General features: G+C 45.7%; 14 protein-coding genes. 5 read left to right on the top strand and 9 right to left on the bottom strand.

Going from position 1 to position 17,221, the window contains the following annotated elements; translation table 11 throughout:
* Positions 1–21: 21 nt before the first annotated feature.
* Positions 22–1,389, bottom strand: coding sequence for an MFS transporter (locus ACVBIU_RS15955; RefSeq protein WP_447164251.1), 1,368 nt, complete (start codon positions 1,387–1,389; stop codon positions 22–24).
* A gap of 265 nt (positions 1,390–1,654) precedes the next feature.
* Between ACVBIU_RS15955 and uvrA the strand changes: the two genes are divergently transcribed.
* The 4 genes from uvrA to ACVBIU_RS15935 all read left to right on the top strand — a co-directional run bounded on the left by uvrA (position 1,655) and on the right by ACVBIU_RS15935 (position 7,966).
* Positions 1,655–4,498 carry an excinuclease ABC subunit UvrA gene (uvrA, locus tag ACVBIU_RS15950; protein ID WP_447164250.1) on the top strand — a complete coding sequence of 948 codons (2,844 nt, stop codon included), beginning with the start codon at positions 1,655–1,657 and terminating at the stop codon, positions 4,496–4,498.
* An 18-nt stretch (positions 4,499–4,516) separates the two neighbouring features.
* Positions 4,517–4,831 carry a hypothetical protein gene (locus ACVBIU_RS15945; RefSeq protein WP_447161490.1) on the top strand — a complete coding sequence of 105 codons (315 nt, stop codon included), beginning with the start codon at positions 4,517–4,519 and terminating at the stop codon, positions 4,829–4,831.
* 62 nt (positions 4,832–4,893) lie between these two features.
* Positions 4,894–5,853 carry a M28 family peptidase gene (locus tag ACVBIU_RS15940; protein WP_447161489.1) on the top strand — a complete coding sequence of 320 codons (960 nt, stop codon included), beginning with the start codon at positions 4,894–4,896 and terminating at the stop codon, positions 5,851–5,853.
* 226 nt (positions 5,854–6,079) lie between these two features.
* Complete coding sequence (locus ACVBIU_RS15935; RefSeq protein WP_447161488.1) at positions 6,080–7,966, top strand: DEAD/DEAH box helicase; 1,887 nt, start codon at positions 6,080–6,082, stop codon at positions 7,964–7,966.
* A 172-nt stretch (positions 7,967–8,138) separates the two neighbouring features.
* Here the strand turns inward: ACVBIU_RS15935 and ACVBIU_RS15930 are convergent, their stop codons facing one another.
* The 8 genes from ACVBIU_RS15930 to metB all read right to left on the bottom strand — a co-directional run bounded on the left by ACVBIU_RS15930 (position 8,139) and on the right by metB (position 16,546).
* Positions 8,139–9,122 carry a DMT family transporter gene (locus ACVBIU_RS15930; protein ID WP_447164249.1) on the bottom strand — a complete coding sequence of 328 codons (984 nt, stop codon included), beginning with the start codon at positions 9,120–9,122 and terminating at the stop codon, positions 8,139–8,141.
* 69 nt (positions 9,123–9,191) lie between these two features.
* Positions 9,192–9,455, bottom strand: a complete 264-nt coding sequence (locus ACVBIU_RS15925; protein WP_447161486.1) for a cysteine-rich CWC family protein — start codon at positions 9,453–9,455, stop codon at positions 9,192–9,194.
* Between the two features lie 19 nt (positions 9,456–9,474).
* On the bottom strand, positions 9,475–9,837 hold the full coding sequence (locus ACVBIU_RS15920; RefSeq protein ID WP_447161485.1) for a GFA family protein: 363 nt from the start codon (positions 9,835–9,837) through the stop codon (positions 9,475–9,477).
* Positions 9,838–9,906: 69 nt separating this feature from the next.
* A complete protein-coding gene (locus tag ACVBIU_RS15915) occupies positions 9,907–10,959 on the bottom strand; it encodes a c-type cytochrome (protein WP_447164248.1) in 1,053 nt (350 codons plus the stop codon).
* Between the two features lie 9 nt (positions 10,960–10,968).
* Positions 10,969–11,544, bottom strand: coding sequence for a c-type cytochrome (locus tag ACVBIU_RS15910; protein ID WP_447164247.1), 576 nt, complete (start codon positions 11,542–11,544; stop codon positions 10,969–10,971).
* A gap of 318 nt (positions 11,545–11,862) precedes the next feature.
* Positions 11,863–12,753 (bottom strand): methylenetetrahydrofolate reductase, encoded by an 891-nt coding sequence (gene metF / locus ACVBIU_RS15905; protein WP_447161482.1) that lies wholly within the window; start codon positions 12,751–12,753, stop codon positions 11,863–11,865.
* A 223-nt stretch (positions 12,754–12,976) separates the two neighbouring features.
* Complete coding sequence (locus ACVBIU_RS15900; protein ID WP_447161481.1) at positions 12,977–15,370, bottom strand: bifunctional aspartate kinase/homoserine dehydrogenase II; 2,394 nt, start codon at positions 15,368–15,370, stop codon at positions 12,977–12,979.
* Positions 15,371–15,385: 15 nt separating this feature from the next.
* Positions 15,386–16,546: a cystathionine gamma-synthase gene (metB, locus tag ACVBIU_RS15895; protein WP_447164246.1), complete on the bottom strand. Its 1,161-nt coding sequence runs from the start codon at positions 16,544–16,546 to the stop codon at positions 15,386–15,388.
* 210 nt (positions 16,547–16,756) lie between these two features.
* Here metB and metJ point away from each other — a divergent pair, with 210 nt between their 5' ends.
* Positions 16,757–17,071 carry a met regulon transcriptional regulator MetJ gene (gene metJ, locus ACVBIU_RS15890; RefSeq protein WP_012153825.1) on the top strand — a complete coding sequence of 105 codons (315 nt, stop codon included), beginning with the start codon at positions 16,757–16,759 and terminating at the stop codon, positions 17,069–17,071.
* Positions 17,072–17,221: the final 150 nt, after the last annotated feature.

Raw genomic sequence — 17,221 nt, 5'->3', positions numbered from 1 at the left:
GCGACATTCATTAAATTTTTACTAATTGACAGAGCCTAACACAGCTCTGGCTTCTCTCAAATCGAAATGGTCATCTACTTTTAAATAAGCCACTTTCTCTTCGAGTACAACGATAGCTTCTGACACACCGGCCAATGCCGACAGCTCAGTAGCCATCACCACTGCACTCTGTTTATCGCTCACATTGGCTTCTAATGTGTAACTCTTGAGTAGCACTGGATTTTTCATTCCGAAGGTCAACAAAAACCACAGGCACATTAAGCCTAATGCGACCGAAAATACTCCAGATGCACCGACCAGCTGATAGGCGCCGCCGCCTAATAAACCACCACAAAACGCACCTAAGAATTGACTCGTCGAATAAACCCCCATTGCAGAGCCTTTATCACCAACAGGACAAAACTTGGCAATTAAACTAGGTAGCGATGCCTCAAGGTAGTTAAAACCAGTAAAGAACAACACCACAGCAATGCTTAATGCCACTAAATTATTGGCAAACATCGCCATAGAGCCCAGTGCAACCATCATGATAATGAGGGCGACTTGGAACATGCCTTTAGTATTATTGCGCTTAACCCCAATAATAATCAGCGGCACCATCAAGAAAAATGCCCCCATAAAGGCTGGAAAATAGAGCATCCAGTGCTCTTCTTTGGCTAAGCCCGCATCAACCAAGTCTAGCGGCAGCGCCACAAACACAGCGGTTAATACCAGGTGCAAAATAAAAATACCGGCATCGAGTCTAAATAACTGCGGATCAAATAGCATACGCTTCAGCTTTTCAGGCGCGGCAACCGTATCCCCTTTTGGGGCCTGCGAAATCGGGTTAGGCACTAAAAGCTGCACGATAAGCATACCTAACAGCGCAAGCCCAGCCGTCATAAAGAATAAGCCTGACAAGCCTAAATGCTGCGCCACAATGGGCCCAACTAATAAAGACAAGGCAAACGAGAAGCCGATACACATGCCGATAATCGCCATCACCTTGGTGCGTTGCTCATCTCGGGTTAAATCTGCAGCCAAGGCTAAAACAGCGGCGGCAATCGCCCCCATGCCTTGCAAGGCTCGCCCGGCCACTACGCCATAGATAGTGTCGGCATTGGCTGCCACTAGACTGCCAAGAGCAAAGATCAGTAGTCCGATTAAAATAATCGGTTTACGACCAAATTTATCAGATAAGATCCCCATCGGGATTTGCAAAATCGCTTGTGTTAAACCGTATGCGCCAATGGCAATACCCACCCATAAAGGCGAAAAACCTTCTAAGTGTTGTCCATAAAGTGCAAATACAGGCATGATCATAAACAAGCCCATCATTCGCAATCCAAACACACTGGCTAAAGAAAACGCGACTTTTTTCTCTGTTTTGGAAAGTCCGTTGTTGGCCATGGCCCCGCCCTGATCAGTGACTTTAAATTGGTCGCGCAGTTTATCACGAAGTTTTTCAATAGCCCAAAAGTAAAAAGCAAAGATGCAAAGTCAAACCATCTTTTAAACACAGACTTCAGAAAGCTTTGATACCTAATGCCTTTATCTCGGTTTCTTAGAGAGATCTTGGTTCACTCCTACAATTGATAGCCAGTTCTGTCTATTTCCTGTGGCAATTTTGTGAGATACTTAACCACTTTTTTCGGCTTTGAGATCTGAACGCTAGATGGAAAATATTGAAGTACGTGGTGCTCGTACCCACAATCTTAAAAACATCAACCTAACTATTCCTCGCGACAAACTAATTGTCATCACGGGGTTGTCAGGTTCGGGCAAATCTTCTCTTGCTTTTGACACGCTTTATGCAGAAGGCCAACGACGTTATGTCGAGTCATTATCAGCCTATGCCCGTCAATTCTTGAGCTTGATGGAAAAGCCTGATGTTGATCATATTGAAGGCTTAAGCCCTGCCATTTCCATCGAACAAAAATCAACGTCTCATAACCCACGCTCAACGGTGGGTACCATTACCGAAATCTACGATTATTTAAGACTGTTGTTTGCCCGCGTAGGTGAACCGCGCTGCCCAACTCATGGCAAGCCTCTAGCGGCTCAAACCGTTAGCCAGATGGTTGATAAAGTGCTTGAGTTACCTGAAGACAGCCGTCAAATGCTGCTTGCGCCGGTAATTAATAACCGCAAGGGTGAACACGTAAAGCTATTAGAGAGCCTATCAGCACAAGGTTATATTCGCGCTCGCATCGACGGCGAAGTCTGTGACTTAAGCGATCCACCAGAGCTTGATCTTCATGTTAAGCACACCATCGAAGTGGTCGTTGACCGCTTTAAAGTCCGCGGTGATATTAAGCAACGTTTAGCCGAGTCGTTTGAAACGGCACTTGAGTTATCTGGTGGCATAGCAAAAATTGCCTGCATGGATCCTGTTGAAGGTAAAGCTAAGCCTGAAGAGCAAGTTTTCTCGGCTAACTTCGCCTGCCCAGTATGTGGTTACTCAATGGCCGAGCTTGAGCCAAGGATCTTCTCGTTTAATAATCCCGCAGGCGCCTGCCAAACATGTGATGGCCTTGGGGTACAACAGTTCTTCGATCCTGAACGCGTGATCACCAACACTGAACTGTCACTTGCTGGCGGAGCGATTAGAGGCTGGGATAGACGTAATTTCTATTACTTCCAAATGCTCACCTCATTAGCCGACCATTATAAGTTTGATATCGAAAAGCCGTTTGAGCAGCTCAGCGATGATGTGCGTAAAATCGTGCTTTATGGTTCAGGTAATCAGAGCATTGCTTTTAGGTACATTAACGATCGCGGCGATGTTGTTGTTAGAAATCATCCTTTCGAAGGGATTTTAAACAATATGGACAGGCGCTACCGTGAGACTGAGTCAAACGCGGTTCGCGATGAACTAACCAAGTTCATTAATACTCAATCGTGCCAAAGTTGTGGTGGTTCACGCCTGCGTGAAGAAGCGCGTAACGTGTTTATTGAAGACTTGAATTTACCGGTGTTAACTCAATGGTCTATTGGCGAAGCCATGAACTATTTTGAAAACCTAGAACTTACCGGTCAGCGCGCACAGATTGCCGATAAAATCTTAAAAGAAGTCCGTGACCGCTTAGGCTTCTTGGTCAATGTGGGCTTGAATTACTTAAGCCTTTCACGCTCTGCCGATACACTTTCAGGTGGTGAAGCGCAGCGTATTCGTCTGGCTAGCCAAATTGGTGCAGGCCTTGTGGGCGTAATGTACGTACTCGATGAACCTTCGATTGGCTTACATCAGCGTGATAACGAGCGTCTATTGCAAACCCTTATTCACCTGCGTGATTTAGGTAATACCGTTATCGTGGTTGAGCATGATGAAGATGCGATTCGTATGGCTGACCATGTTATTGATATCGGCCCAGGTGCTGGTGTGCATGGCGGCCAGGTGATTGGCGAAGGTACGCTGCAAGATCTGCTCAACTGTAAAGAATCTATCACTGGTCAGTACCTTTCTGGTGAAAAGACGATTCACATAAAGACCGAACGCACTCAATACGATCCTGAAAAATTGATTGAGCTATTTGGTGCATCGGGTAACAACCTTAAAGATGTCGATCTGCAAATTCCAGTCGGCTTGTTTACCTGTATCACTGGCGTGTCAGGTTCGGGTAAGTCGACTCTGATTAATGATACTTTTTATAAGATTGCGCACATGCAACTTAATGGTGCAACGGTCGATGAGCCCGCTCCCTATAAAAGCATTGTCGGCATGGATCACTGCGATAAAGTCGTCGATATCGACCAAAGCCCTATCGGCCGCACACCGCGCTCAAATCCTGCCACTTACACGGGTATTTTCACCCCTATTCGTGAACTGTTTGCTGCAACACAGGAATCACGTACTCGCGGTTACCAACCGGGTCGATTCTCTTTCAACGTCAAAGGTGGTCGCTGTGAAGCTTGCCAGGGTGACGGCTTAATTAAAGTTGAAATGCACTTCTTACCCGATGTGTATGTGCCATGTGACAACTGTAAGGGGCAGCGTTATAACCGCGAAACCTTAGATGTGCGCTTTAAAGGTAAAAACATTCACGAAGTGCTGCAGATGACAGTTGAAGAGGCGCGTCCGTTCTTCGATGCGATCCCAGCCGTAGCCCGTAAATTACAAACCTTGATGGATGTGGGCTTGTCTTATATTCGTCTTGGCCAAAGCGCCACCACCCTGTCAGGTGGTGAGGCTCAGCGCGTTAAACTCGCCAAAGAGTTATCTAAACGTGATACCGGTAAAACCTTGTACATTCTTGATGAACCCACTACAGGACTGCACTTTGCCGACATCCAACTTTTATTGGATGTTTTGCATAGACTCAAATCTCATGGCAACACTATCGTGGTGATTGAGCATAATCTCGATGTGATTAAAACTGCAGACTGGATTATCGATCTTGGCCCCGAAGGCGGCTCTGGCGGTGGTACCATCTTAGTTGCCGGTACACCTGAAGAGGTTGCTGAACATACAGAGTCCCATACCGCGCGCTTTTTGAAGCCATTGCTTCAAAAGTCATAAGAACTACAGACTCGCTAAATGCATTTTAGACTTGTTTTTTTAAGCTTAGGCCTAGTGTTTACACTTGGCCTACTGCTTATCGCGGTTATTGATCCCCTATTTGGTAACTGCACTTTACATAAGGCACGAGTGATAAGTAGCGATCAAGAATCCAGTACTATAGCACTGCCAGACGGCAGCGTTGCTCGTGTGCCCGTAGGTAACCTAAAAGAGGAGTCTCTGGTTAACGTTGGCGCAAAACATCGCTTGTTCTCCCAAGTACCTGTTTACAAAATTAAAGCTATCGACCTACCTCAAACCAATAATAATGTCGTCCAGCAACTAAAAATCTAGTCGCTAGTTGCGCCCTTAAAAGCTAATCTCAATATATTGGTTTAATACTTAAGGGCAAATGGATGTTGCGTTTACTGTTATTAATAGCGATTTCAATCACGCTTATCTCTTGTGCTAACCAGCCAAGTTGCAATAAAGCACCAATAATCGATTGGGCCGATACCGCAACGATTTCCGCCGATATCAACACTCTGACCAGCTCAGCGATGTCTGGGCGTAAAACCGGAACACAAGGCGCGGCATTAAGCAGAGCCTTTATTCAAAACCGCTACCAACAGATTGGCCTTAGCCCCTGGCAAGGTCAGTATCAACATCCATTTCACTACCGCCGCTCCTTCAGCGATAAATTAGGTATCAACATGATAGGCTTCGTTGCGGCCAATAATGGCAGTAAGCAATGGCGGATTATTATTGCTCATTACGATCACTTAGGTGGCGATGCTAATCGCTATCACCCTGGCGCCGATGACAATGCATCAGGTGTTGCAGGCTTACTACAGCTTGCACAACAAGCAAAGAGCCAAGGCAGTGAGGTGAACTTGCTATTTGTCGCAACAGATGCAGAAGAGCCAGGGCTTTATGGTGGCTATGCCTTGGTCGAAGCGCTAAAATTGCCCGATACCACACCACAAATTAATCAGATTGAGCTAGCAATTAATTTGGATATGATAGGTCGTCCAAACAGGCATGATGCCATCTATATTGAAGGCTCTCGCCGCTTCGAATCATTCTCTAAGATGCGTAGCGCTATTACACAATATAACCAGATGTGCATTAGAACCCAGCACCCGAGAGCCTTCGACGGTTCGGCTATTGCCTTCGACTTCTTAAGAGCCTCTGATCATTACCCACTGCATAAAGCTGGAATACCTTGGCTATATTTTGGTGTACCGGCACACCGCGATTACCATCAAACCACCGATACTGCCGATAATTTAGATGTTAACTTTATTGCATCTGTTAGTGAATCAGCCTACCAACTGCTAAAAATTGATAGCTTACTGCTAAGAAATGCTCACTAATGTGAACAAAGAATGATTTATTGGTTAACGCAAGTACTTAATTGGCCTACTATTTGCTATGGAATTAGATAAAGAACTAAGGATTAATTGGTATTACCAATTGTAGCCTGCTATACTAGTCGGCTTACTGATACGTTTTCAGTGCGGGAAGTCGACACGGGGTTGATTTTCTGTCTTAAACATCGGCACATTCCAAGTGCTCTGCTATTCCACAAGGCTACAACCCATGTCATCCAATGAAAAAACTTTCCGCGAACTCGGTCTAAACGAGTCTTTAGTGCGTGCTCTTGACGATCTTGGTTATGAAAAACCAACACCGATCCAAGCCGCAAGTATCGAGCCTCTTATGGCGAGTAAAGATATTTTAGGTCAAGCGCAAACTGGTACTGGTAAAACAGGTGCTTTCGCACTTCCTTTGCTAAACAGCATTGATCCAAATACTAATGCACCACAAATTCTAGTGCTAGCACCAACACGTGAACTTGCCGTTCAGGTTGCTGAAGCATTCGCTAGCTACGCAAAATACATGAAAGGCCTACACGTTCTGCCAATTTACGGTGGACAAAGCATGCAACAGCAGTTAAATGCATTGCGTCGTGGCCCTCAAATCATCGTTGGTACTCCAGGCCGTGTTATGGACCATATGCGTCGTGGCACACTAAAGCTTGATACATTAAAAGCAATGGTACTTGACGAAGCTGACGAAATGTTAAAAATGGGCTTCATCGATGATATCGAATGGATCCTTGAGCACACGCCTAAGACTCGCCAACTAGCGCTATTCTCGGCAACTATGCCTGAGCAAATTAAGCGTGTTGCTAACAAATATTTAGATAACCCTGTTCACGTTAAAATCGCGGCAACAACTTCTACAGTTGAAACCATCGAGCAACGTTTTGTTCAGGTTTCTCAACACAACAAACTTGAAGCACTAGTACGTGTTTTAGAAGTTGAAAAAACTGAAGGTATTATTATCTTCGTACGTACTCGTAATAGCTGTGTTGAACTAGCTGAAAAGTTAGAAGCACGCGGTTATGCATCTTCACCATTACACGGTGACATGAATCAGCAAGCACGTGAGCGAGCTATTGACCAACTTAAACGTGGCCAACTAGACATCATTATTGCTACTGACGTTGCTGCACGTGGTCTTGACGTTGAGCGTATTGGACACGTAGTTAACTACGACATCCCATATGATACTGAAGCTTATGTTCACCGTATTGGCCGTACTGGCCGTGCTGGTCGTACAGGTATGGCGATTCTTTTTGTTACACACCGTGAAATGCGTATGCTACGCACTATCGAGCGTGCAACTAACAGCCGTATCGCTCCAATGGACGTACCAAGCCCTGAGACAGTAACTGAGCGTCGTCTTTCTCGCCTAGGTGAGCAAGTAGCTGAAATTATCTCTCAAGATTTAGAGTTCATGAAAGGCGCAGTGGCAACACTTTGTCAGCAATTAGAAGTCGATACAGACATACTTGCTGCAGCACTACTTAAGCAAGTGCAAAAAGATCGTCCATTGCAACTCCATACAATGAACGAGCGTCAACGTGATAGCCGTGATGACCGTAATTCACGTGACCGTGATGACCGTGGTTCTCGTGATCGCAATGACCGTGGTCCACGTGATCGCAGTGACCGTCCACGTCGTGAGTCTCGCCCAACACCTTCAAACCTAGGTGCAGCGGATTCATTGAAGGACAACCCAGATGTTAAGATGTGTCGTTACATCATCGATGTGGGTCGTGACAATGGTGTTGGTGTAGGTAACATTGTTGGCGCTGTTGCTAACGAAGCGAACATCGACAGCCGTTACATTGGTCAAATCCAATTGTTCGACCAAGTGACTGCAATTGACTTGCCAGATGGCATGCCAAAAGAAGTGTTACAGCACCTTAAGAAAGTGCGTGTTTGTGGTCGTCCACTAAACATCCGTGAAGCTGCTGGTGAGAAGTTTGAAAACACTTCAGGTGGCGATAGCCGTCCACCACGTCGCCCACGTACTTCATCAAGCGACCGTCGTCCTTCAGGCGACAGACCTTCTGGTGACCGTCGTCCTTCTGGTGACAGAAAGCCGCACCGTAAAGGTCCAAAAGACGCTGAATAAGTCTAACGAGCTGCAACCTCTGTTGCAGCCAAACTAGACATAAAGAAAAGGAGCCATTAGGCTCCTTTTTTGTTTTAAACCCTAACGTCTCTAGGTAGCACAAATAACCCAAGCCCGTTATAAAGAGCAAAAAAAGCCACACACCTTAAAGTAGCTTAATCATCTCAATAACTTAAGCTCTTGCTTGAACTTGCCTTAACGCCCTGTGTTTTTGCCAGATGGGAGACAGCTGCACCGCAGTCACCGATACGACAATCATGACTATCCCAGTAAACGATAACGGGTCGATAAATGCCCCTTTTATCAAATCGCTCCACCAACCTAAACTCACTACCACCGCCGTTAAGCCTAAGCTGAGTACTGGAGTTAGTGCCAACATGGCGCTCACCTGCCCTGTAGGCCAGTACTTCATCGATTGCCCAAAACAGCCATAGGCTACCAAAGTGTTGATGGCACAGAAGATGGCTATCGCCCATTCGCTAGAGTTCATGCGAGCAAACTGGCTTAAGTCACTAAAAGGAGCCATGGCAAAAATACCAAAGAAGTAGATAAACAAGAGAATGTTATTCGGCGATAAGCGTTTAATCATCGACTTTTGAATTAGCGCATAGCTAGCCCAAGACAGCACTGAAAACTGAACAATCAATACCCCTTTCCATACTTCTGACGACCCAGATCCTGACAAGTCAGAGTTTGAAAAGCCTAAATAGGGATGAAAAAACATCAACATGCCTAAAGCCAGTGTGGCAAAGCAGCTAAGTTGTATCGCATTTAGGCGCTCTTTAAAAAATAACACACCACCAAATGCGAGAAAGAAAGGCGCAGTTTGAAAGTTAAGTTGAGCAGAACCCGGCGCCAGATACTTAAGCGAGTAAACAAAAGAGACGTAGTTAAAAATTAACAACACACCAGCCAGAACCAGCTTGAGCCAAGACCGCTTATCGAGCCCCTTAAATTGTTTGATGCTGCCACTGAAGTATTGAATGGCAAAACTGACCACTAGGGCAACCAAAAAGCGGAACCACGTTAAGGTAACGGCATCAATAAATTGACCAGATAACTTAAGTGCTATCGGCAAAATGCCCCAAAAAAGTACGGCGACTGAAATAAAGATAAAACCGAGTTTAAACTCTGAGCGCTGAGTAAGCGGATCCATGGGATATGGCTCGTTGCAGGAATAGAAGATCGCAAATAGTGCCTCATTGCTCCCTATCGGTCTAGTGGGCTAATCGATTCTCTTATAGAGATGACTGTCTTTGTCTTGCAGCGCTTTAAGCTTCAGCAGACAAGACTCACAAATACAATCAGTTCCAGTTAAACTTGCCAGCTCATCCGCGGCTAAAATATGCGTTAATAAACGCTTATCTGGAAACTCTTGTTTACTGCACCAACATTGCTCTATACCTGTACCAGTTTGCGCAGCACAATGATTAAATCCCTGACATAGAGGGCAGCGATTATCGCTATCGAGTGGGGCTTGATGACTCATTGAGGTGAACTCACTAGTGTTAACGGTCTGCAGGATGGTTAATTCCATCCATTAGCGGGATATCGCCAAGATTATAGGGGTTAATCCCCTCAATACAAGCCACGTTCACACCAAATTGCTTAGGGTTTGAGCGGCGTTGGTGATGAGTATAGATCCCACAGATCCGACAAAAATAATGCTTCGCCGTTAACGTATTAAACTGGTAGAGCGATAATTTCTCAGCCCCCTTAATAATCGTTATACCGTCGAGTGATGCTGACGTAACCACCGCTCCCCTTCTGCGGCACATAGAACAATCACAACGGCGCAAGTCTACAAGGCCATCCGGTAAATTCAGTTCTAGTTCTACTTCGCCGCAATGGCAACTGACTTTATATTGCATCGTGCTCTCCCTATAATACAAAGTCAAAGCGGGCTCAAATCTCGAGCCCTGCAATGCTGAAGGTGAGTATTATTCGCCTTTTTTAGGGTTATTGATAAAAGATTTGCTACCTAGTACCGCTTGCCCATCAACACTCTGACCATAGTAACCTTGGTGCATATGGTACTCTTGTTTCAGCTTGCCAATATCGCCTTTAAAACGTGGATCTTGTGGCCGCTCATGAGAGTTAATATAGGCCGCGACATCCCAGGCTTGTTGATTGGTGAGCTGAATACTCTTACCAAACGGCATATTTTCGTAGATGAAGTAAGCCGCAGTATTTACTCTATGCATGCCAGCGCCCCAATTAAAGCTCTGCGGCCCCCATATTGGCGGTAGAGAATACACTCCTGCAGTCTCATAGCCTTGACCATCTACATTGTGGCAAGACTGACAGTGAGCCTGGTAAACCGCTTTTCCACGCTCGGGCGAGTAAGCTTGCTCTGGTGCCGGAATTTTAGGATAGGCTCTGCCTGGCAAATTGGCGCGCTGCTCAAGTGTCATCGCATTTTTGACCGCCGCAGGGAATAGAAAATCATCGCGCTTACCTCCCTTTAATAGCTCAGCATCACTTAACTCTGGTACCTTAGCAGAAAGACCCGCCATATCCATTAGCCCCCCCATCCCCAACCAATAAGAATACGCAGACAAGGCAACTAAGTCTTCGCTGCCCGAAGCTGGCGGCTTGCCATTCATAGAATAAGTAAAGCAGCCTTGGAGACGATCTTGATAGGTATTCACTTTGTCGTTTTTCTTACGATAGGCAGGATAGGCAAAGTAAGCTGCCCATATGGGAGCGGCGTTCGCTTTACGACCCGCATCCATATGACAGTTTGAGCAGTTAAGCTCATTACCTACAGATTGGCCGCGCATCTGTTGTGAGTTAACAAAAAGCTGATAACCTCGGCGAACTTTGTCGCCAAATGCGCCTTGTGGAATACTCGTCAAAGGACGTGGAACCAGGTATTGCTGGCCCTCTTTTTTGGCTGAGGCATCAAGCTCTGCTTGCTTATCGGGTAACGTTTCAGCTTGAGCAGCAAAATTAAAGGCGAGTAAAAGCAAACTTAATTGAGCTATTTTCATGGTTTGCTCCTATTTCAATGTGGCAAAATATTGTGCTAATGCGTCAATTTCGGCAGCTGTGAGCTTATCAGCAACGGTGCCCATCACGTTATCCTGATCGCCACTGCGCGTACCATTTTGCCAGGCTAACAGCTGACTTTTAAGGTAAGAAGCCTGTTGACCAGCTAAACGTGGAAACTCAGCAATGCCTAGACCTGATGGCCCATGACAAGTCACGCAAGCTGGAATAGTACGACTCCAATCCCCTTGGTAAACGAGCCTCTCGGTAGGGTCCGTATAACTCACTATCTCCCCTCTAATGTGCGGAGTTACTACAGGAGCATCTTGCGCTGCAAAGTAATCGGCAACCTCTTTAATCGCTGGGCCTTGAACTGTCATCGCCATCGGTGCCATGGTCGTATTTTGTCTTTTACCAGATTGAAACAGTACTATTTGGTTCACAATATAGTCTGCTGAAAGGCCGGCTAGCCTCGGCCCTAGTGGCTCAACGCCTTGACCTTGCGGGCCGTGGCAGCTACCACATAACGCTGCCGAAGGCGGCATAGCAGCGTAAGTTGATGAGCTCAGCATCAGTAAAGATGCCATTATTAATCCACTTTTCATTATCATACCTCACTGTTTTTTATATAAATAACAGTAGCAGCTTTAGCTAAGATTACTCACTGTAGATTGAAAAATATCATAATAATATGACAGCGAGGCTCTAGAGTGCGGCAATATGCTGCGCCACCGCCTCTTATCACCAGTAAGTGATAGCGAGCAGACAGCTTTCATATGCATGAATAACAAAGCTCAGAGAAAGCTTGCTGTAAAACTTAACGCTCTAATACCATCCATAAACAGCATAAAAAAACCAACAGCCTAGGCTATTGGTTCAGTTTATTGCTCTAATTAATTATCTGTTTATTGACCCGGACGAACCCCTAACGTGTGGCAAATTGCGTAGGTGAGTTCGGCACGGTTTAATGTATAGAAGTGGAAGTCTTTAACGCCTTCACGAGATAAGACTTTAACCATATCAATCGCCACGTTAGCACCAACCATCTGACGAGTGGTTGCATCATCTTCTAGGCCTTCAAACTGACGGTGTAACCAGCTTGGAATTGAAACGTTAGTCATCGCCGCAAAGCGTTTAGTTTGATTGAAATTAGTGACAGGTAATATGCCTGGGACGATTTCAGCGTCGATGCCTGCCGCCGCGCAGCGGTCACGAAAACGCAAATATGACTCTACATCGAAGAAAAACTGAGTAATGGCACGGTTAGCTCCGGCATCAATTTTCTTTTTCAAGTGGATCAAGTCGGCTTGAGCATTGCTCGCATCAGGGTGCACCTCAGGGTACGCAGCAACTGAAATATCAAAGTCAGCAACTGAGCGCAGTAAGCGAACAAGATCGTTAGCAAAACGCGTTGGCTTTGCGCTTCCCTCTGGCAAGTCACCGCGAAGGGCTACAATGTCACGAATACCGCTGTTCCAGTAATGCTTAGCCAGTTCTTTTAACTCTTCGTCACTCGCGTCAACTAACGTTAAATGCGGTGCAGCCACTAAGTCGGTTTCTTTTTGAATACGTTCTATCACGCCGTGGGTTCTATCACGAACGCCAGAGTTGGCACCGTAAGTTACAGAAACAAACTTAGGGTTTAATGGCTCTAAACGACGAATAGAGTTCCAAAGTAACTTTTCCATCTCTGGAGTTGAAGGCGGGAAAAATTCAAAAGAAACGTTAATGTCACCATTTAGCTCAGATAGGCTCTGGTTTAATGATGTTGCATGTTGTGCGTGATGAAAACCCATTTCTACTTCCTCAACTTCAGCATTAGATTGCAATCCGAAACAGACGTTTGGACGTCTATATGTCCATATACTAGAGAAACTGAGAGTGAAGTCAAGCGCAAAAAGCAGGCAAGTGAGTTTTTTTCTTGAGACAGTAAAAAATCCGCCTTTTGAACAAGATGGTTTAGAGCTGAAAATAAAAAAGGACTCAAACGAGTCCTTTGTAACAGCAAAAATGTGAACATTATTCTTGCAGCAAATCTCTGCAAATATGCGCTAGGTCCGACTGCACGGCAGCAGCTGTGACTAAGCGACCCGCACCCGGCCCACGAATTATCAATGGGTTATCTTGGTAGAACTCGCTACGGATCACGAACACGTTATCGCCTGGTGTTAGGTTAGCGTAAGGGTGACTATTATCAACCCATTGTAAGCTCACCTCAGCCTTTAGCTTGCCATCCACCTTATCTAAAGAAGCCACATATCTCAGAACTTTATCTTGCTCTGCTGCAGCCTCAAACTGTTGCTGCATATCTTCATCTAACTCGCAAATTCGCGACAAAAACTGCTCTAGCGGCAATTCAGCCAAGTTAGCAGGTACCAAAGACTTAAGTTCGATATCTTCTAGCTCAATCTCAAAGCCTATTTCACGGGCTAAGATCAGTAGTTTACGTTGCATATCACGGCCAGATAAATCATCCCTAGGGTCTGGTTCAGTGATCCCTAAGCCCCTCGCCTCAATAACCAATTCCGAGAAAGGTTTCTTCGCATCAAAGTTTTCAAATAACCAACAAAGTGTGCCAGAGAAGATCCCACCAACCGCCTCTATGCTGTCACCACTATTATGCAGATCGTTTAAGGCATGTTGCACAGGTAAACCTGCACCACAACTGGCGTTATAACGCCAAAACAGGCGACGATTATCCAGTTGCTGCTTAAGCTCTCGGTAAAAAGGTAATGGACCTGATCCTGCAAGTTTATTAGCACTTACAACATGTATTCCGCGGGCAAAAAACTCTGGATATTGCAGAGTTAAATCAGCGCTGGCACTAATATCGAGCGCAATAACTTCATCACACTCCAGCTCATGTACCTCATCAAATAAGTGACTATATTGCCAAGGCGTCGCATGCTCTTCAAAAACCTGTTTCCAAGTATCAAGCTCAATACCTTCATCGCTAATTAGTGCCTTGCGTGAGCTCACTAAACCAACAAGCTCAACACTGGCTTCTAACTCTTTATTAAGCGCCGCCTGGGCATTGCTAAACAGATCGACCCAAGCTTCACCAATATTGCCCACCCCTAGCAATAGCACACCAATGCGCTTACGTGGACCGGCGCAGCGACGATGAACTTTTTGCGTTAGCAGGTTAACTTGCCCTTGCGGCACTAATGTCACGAGACTCATGCCATCGTTAAATAGTGGTCTGGCGTTACGGCTCAATAATCTGGCAAATCCACGACGGTAAAGGTTTGCATCGGCGCTGACTAACGCAACTAGGCCTAAGTCTTCGGTGATCTTAATATTACTCACAGCTAATGCTTCACGATTAACATCAAGCAAAGCTAACACTTGCTTCTGGTTTTCAAGCGTTACGGTCAACTCAATTCGGTTTTGCCCAAGCTCCCAATGAGCAAGTGGGCTCAAGCCTGTTTCTTCAAGCAAGGCGATAAACTGTTTAAAATCGCTCTTCAGCTCAAGATTAAACAAGGCAACGCTACTTAAGTTTGTCACCACTGGCGCACTTGCCGAAGAACTCTTAGGTGCAATCAAGGTAAAGTCTGTGTGGGAGGCGTAACTTGAACGCACAGCCAGACTCACTTGGGTATCAAATAGTGGCTGCAAAGTACGATTATGCAGTACCGGTGAGCCTAAATGGGCTAAACGGTTTGCCTCAGCAAGTGAAAGACTACTCAGCAACTTTGCATCGTTGATCTTATTCGGATCGGCGTTAAATACCCCTTCAACGTCGGTCCAAATCGTGACCCGCTCAATATCCGCTAAGCTAGCAATCAAGGTGGCACTAAAATCAGAGCCATTACGCCCTAACAGTAAGGTATCACCACGCTCATTAGCGCAGATAAACCCCGTAATAATTAGCCGCTCATTTGGGTGTGCTTCGGTCATCAGATGCACACGCTCGCGAGACTCTTGCAAGCGAATTTGCGGCACTGCGCCCTCATCAGCAATCAGTAAGGTGCGAGCATCGACATCCGACGCCGCAACCCCTGACTCGCGCAGCAATGCAGCTAATAGGCGCGCTGACCAACGCTCACCAAAGCTGACTACCTGGCTGCTCTGATAGTCATTAATTGACTCTATCGACAATAGACTGATCAGCTGAGATTTATCGGTAGATAAACGCTCTCTTAAAGAACGTGCCTGCTCATTTGAGAGCAATTGCTCAATCAAATTTTGCTGAAAGCTAATGAGTGTCTGCAGCTCTTCTTGCCACAACTGTTTAGTGCTACTTAATTCGAGCAACTTATACAGGAAATTAGTACTTTTACCGGCAGCTGACACCACAACTAAATCGTCGCTGTGGCCATGCGTCAGCAAAATATGAGCAACGCGACGGTAACAGTCTGCATCCGCTAGACTTGAGCCACCAAATTTATGTAAGTGACAGCGTGCCATCGTATACCCCTTTAATTAACAAGCGGCTGCAGCATTAAGCGCAGCTTCAATATCGGCAACAAGATCGTCAGCATCTTCGATACCAACAGAAAGACGGATAAGCGTATCTTTTACGCCAGCTTCAGCGCGAGCCTCTGGCTCCATCGCCCTATGTGTCATGGTCGCAGGAACGGCCACTAAACTTTCAACGCCGCCAAGACTTTCTGCAACTGAAAAATAATTTAGATTTTTTAAGAACTCCACCAACTGGGGCTCCCCACCTTGGAGCTCAAAGCTCAACATGGCGCCAAAACCTTTTTGCTGCTTGGCCGCAATCTCATGCCCCGGGTGATCTTTAAGCCCTGGGTAATAAATTTTGGATACAGCTTTATGATTGACTAGGGTATCAAGAATTCGTTGCGCATTCGCCTGATGTTCGCGAATTCGTACTGCAAGTGTGCGAATTCCGCGCAAAGTGAGATAACTATCAAATGCTGAACCCGTTAGCCCTAATGTATTTGACCACCAATGCAGCAACTCTCCGACTTCAGGATCTTTAGCCACAACAGCACCGCCCACCACATCACTATGACCATTAATATATTTTGTCGTAGAATGGATCACGATATCGGCGCCAAGTAATAACGGCTGTTGCAAAATAGGTGACAGAAAAGTGTTATCGACGACGACTAACGCGCCGACTTCATGGCTAGCCGAACTGATAGCTTCAATATCGACCACGCGAAGTAAGGGGTTCGACGGTGTTTCTAACCATACCATCTTAGGTTTTTGCGCTATCGCCTGATTAAGTGCCTGTGAGTCAGTCTGATCCACTACTAGCAACTTAAACTGACCTTTCTTGGCAAGGTTAGTAAATAAACGGTAACTGCCGCCATAACAGTCATGTGGCACGACAAGTAAATCATCTGGCCCGAGTAGATTTGTCGCCAAGGTGATTGCCGCCATACCAGTGCAAGTCACCACTCCCGTCGCACCTTTTTCAAGTTCGGAAATCGCATCGCCAAGAATGGAGCGAGTTGGGTTACCCGAGCGGCTATAATCGAAGTCTCTTGGATTTTTATGACCATCAAAAGAGTAGTTAGTTGACAGGTATATTGGCGGTACAACAGCGCCATGTTGGCTATCGGACTCAATGCCTTGACGCACTGCCGCGGTGGCAAGTTTACGCTCGGTCATGTACTACTCCTTAGTTACTGATTTTCTTATTAGAGATGTCTGGACGTCTAAATGTACCTAAGCACATCCTCCTCGTCAACCACTTTAGACGTTTAGACGTCCATGCATATAGAAATCTATTTGCATTTATCATAAATAAGAGGCAATAATTTGACTGCACAATTTAAAGGGTTAAAATCTGCCCCGAATTTTGAAATTACAGGTGAGTCAATGACTGAGTGGAATGGCGATTATATCAGCCCATATGCTGAACACGGCAAAAAGAATGAACAAGTGAAAAAAATTACTGTGTCCATTCCTTTGAAAGTACTTAAAGTACTTACCGATGAACGCACACGCCGCCAGGTGAATAACTTGCGTCACGCCACAAACAGTGAACTGTTGTGCGAAGCATTCCTGCATGCATACACAGGCCAGCCACTGCCAAACGATGCCGATCTAACTAAAGATAAACCCGACAGCATGCCTGCAGAGGTTAAACGTCTAATGGATGAAATGGGCATTGAGTGGGAAGAACTTGAATAATCTTCATTGATTATCGACAAACATGATCTCCAGATAAGGACTGCTTAGCAGTCCTTATCTGCTTCTATACCACTATAAACGTGTAGCAGACTGATAGTTTGCCTGTAAATCGATTCACGCCATCGTCACTGATAGGCCAACCTATATTCG

This window comes from Shewanella sp. 30m-14 (assembly GCF_052977125.1).
Note: the sequence above shows the minus strand (reverse complement) of the source record. Positions and strands in the feature narration are given on the sequence as shown.

What these genes read in the sequence shown, in the direction of transcription:
- ACVBIU_RS15955 (WP_447164251.1), bottom strand. Translation starts at nt 1,389, where the DNA reads ATGGCCAACAACGGACTTTCCAAAACAGAGAAAAAAGTCGCGTTTTCT.
- uvrA (WP_447164250.1), top strand. Translation starts at nt 1,655, where the DNA reads ATGGAAAATATTGAAGTACGTGGTGCTCGTACCCACAATCTTAAAAAC.
- ACVBIU_RS15945 (WP_447161490.1), top strand. Translation starts at nt 4,517, where the DNA reads ATGCATTTTAGACTTGTTTTTTTAAGCTTAGGCCTAGTGTTTACACTT.
- ACVBIU_RS15940 (WP_447161489.1), top strand. Translation starts at nt 4,894, where the DNA reads ATGTTGCGTTTACTGTTATTAATAGCGATTTCAATCACGCTTATCTCT.
- ACVBIU_RS15935 (WP_447161488.1), top strand. Translation starts at nt 6,080, where the DNA reads ATGTCATCCAATGAAAAAACTTTCCGCGAACTCGGTCTAAACGAGTCT.
- ACVBIU_RS15930 (WP_447164249.1), bottom strand. Translation starts at nt 9,122, where the DNA reads ATGGATCCGCTTACTCAGCGCTCAGAGTTTAAACTCGGTTTTATCTTT.
- ACVBIU_RS15925 (WP_447161486.1), bottom strand. Translation starts at nt 9,455, where the DNA reads ATGAGTCATCAAGCCCCACTCGATAGCGATAATCGCTGCCCTCTATGT.
- ACVBIU_RS15920 (WP_447161485.1), bottom strand. Translation starts at nt 9,837, where the DNA reads ATGCAATATAAAGTCAGTTGCCATTGCGGCGAAGTAGAACTAGAACTG.
- ACVBIU_RS15915 (WP_447164248.1), bottom strand. Translation starts at nt 10,959, where the DNA reads ATGAAAATAGCTCAATTAAGTTTGCTTTTACTCGCCTTTAATTTTGCT.
- ACVBIU_RS15910 (WP_447164247.1), bottom strand. Translation starts at nt 11,544, where the DNA reads ATGGCATCTTTACTGATGCTGAGCTCATCAACTTACGCTGCTATGCCG.
- metF (WP_447161482.1), bottom strand. Translation starts at nt 12,753, where the DNA reads ATGGGTTTTCATCACGCACAACATGCAACATCATTAAACCAGAGCCTA.
- ACVBIU_RS15900 (WP_447161481.1), bottom strand. Translation starts at nt 15,370, where the DNA reads ATGGCACGCTGTCACTTACATAAATTTGGTGGCTCAAGTCTAGCGGAT.
- metB (WP_447164246.1), bottom strand. Translation starts at nt 16,546, where the DNA reads ATGACCGAGCGTAAACTTGCCACCGCGGCAGTGCGTCAAGGCATTGAG.
- metJ (WP_012153825.1), top strand. Translation starts at nt 16,757, where the DNA reads ATGACTGAGTGGAATGGCGATTATATCAGCCCATATGCTGAACACGGC.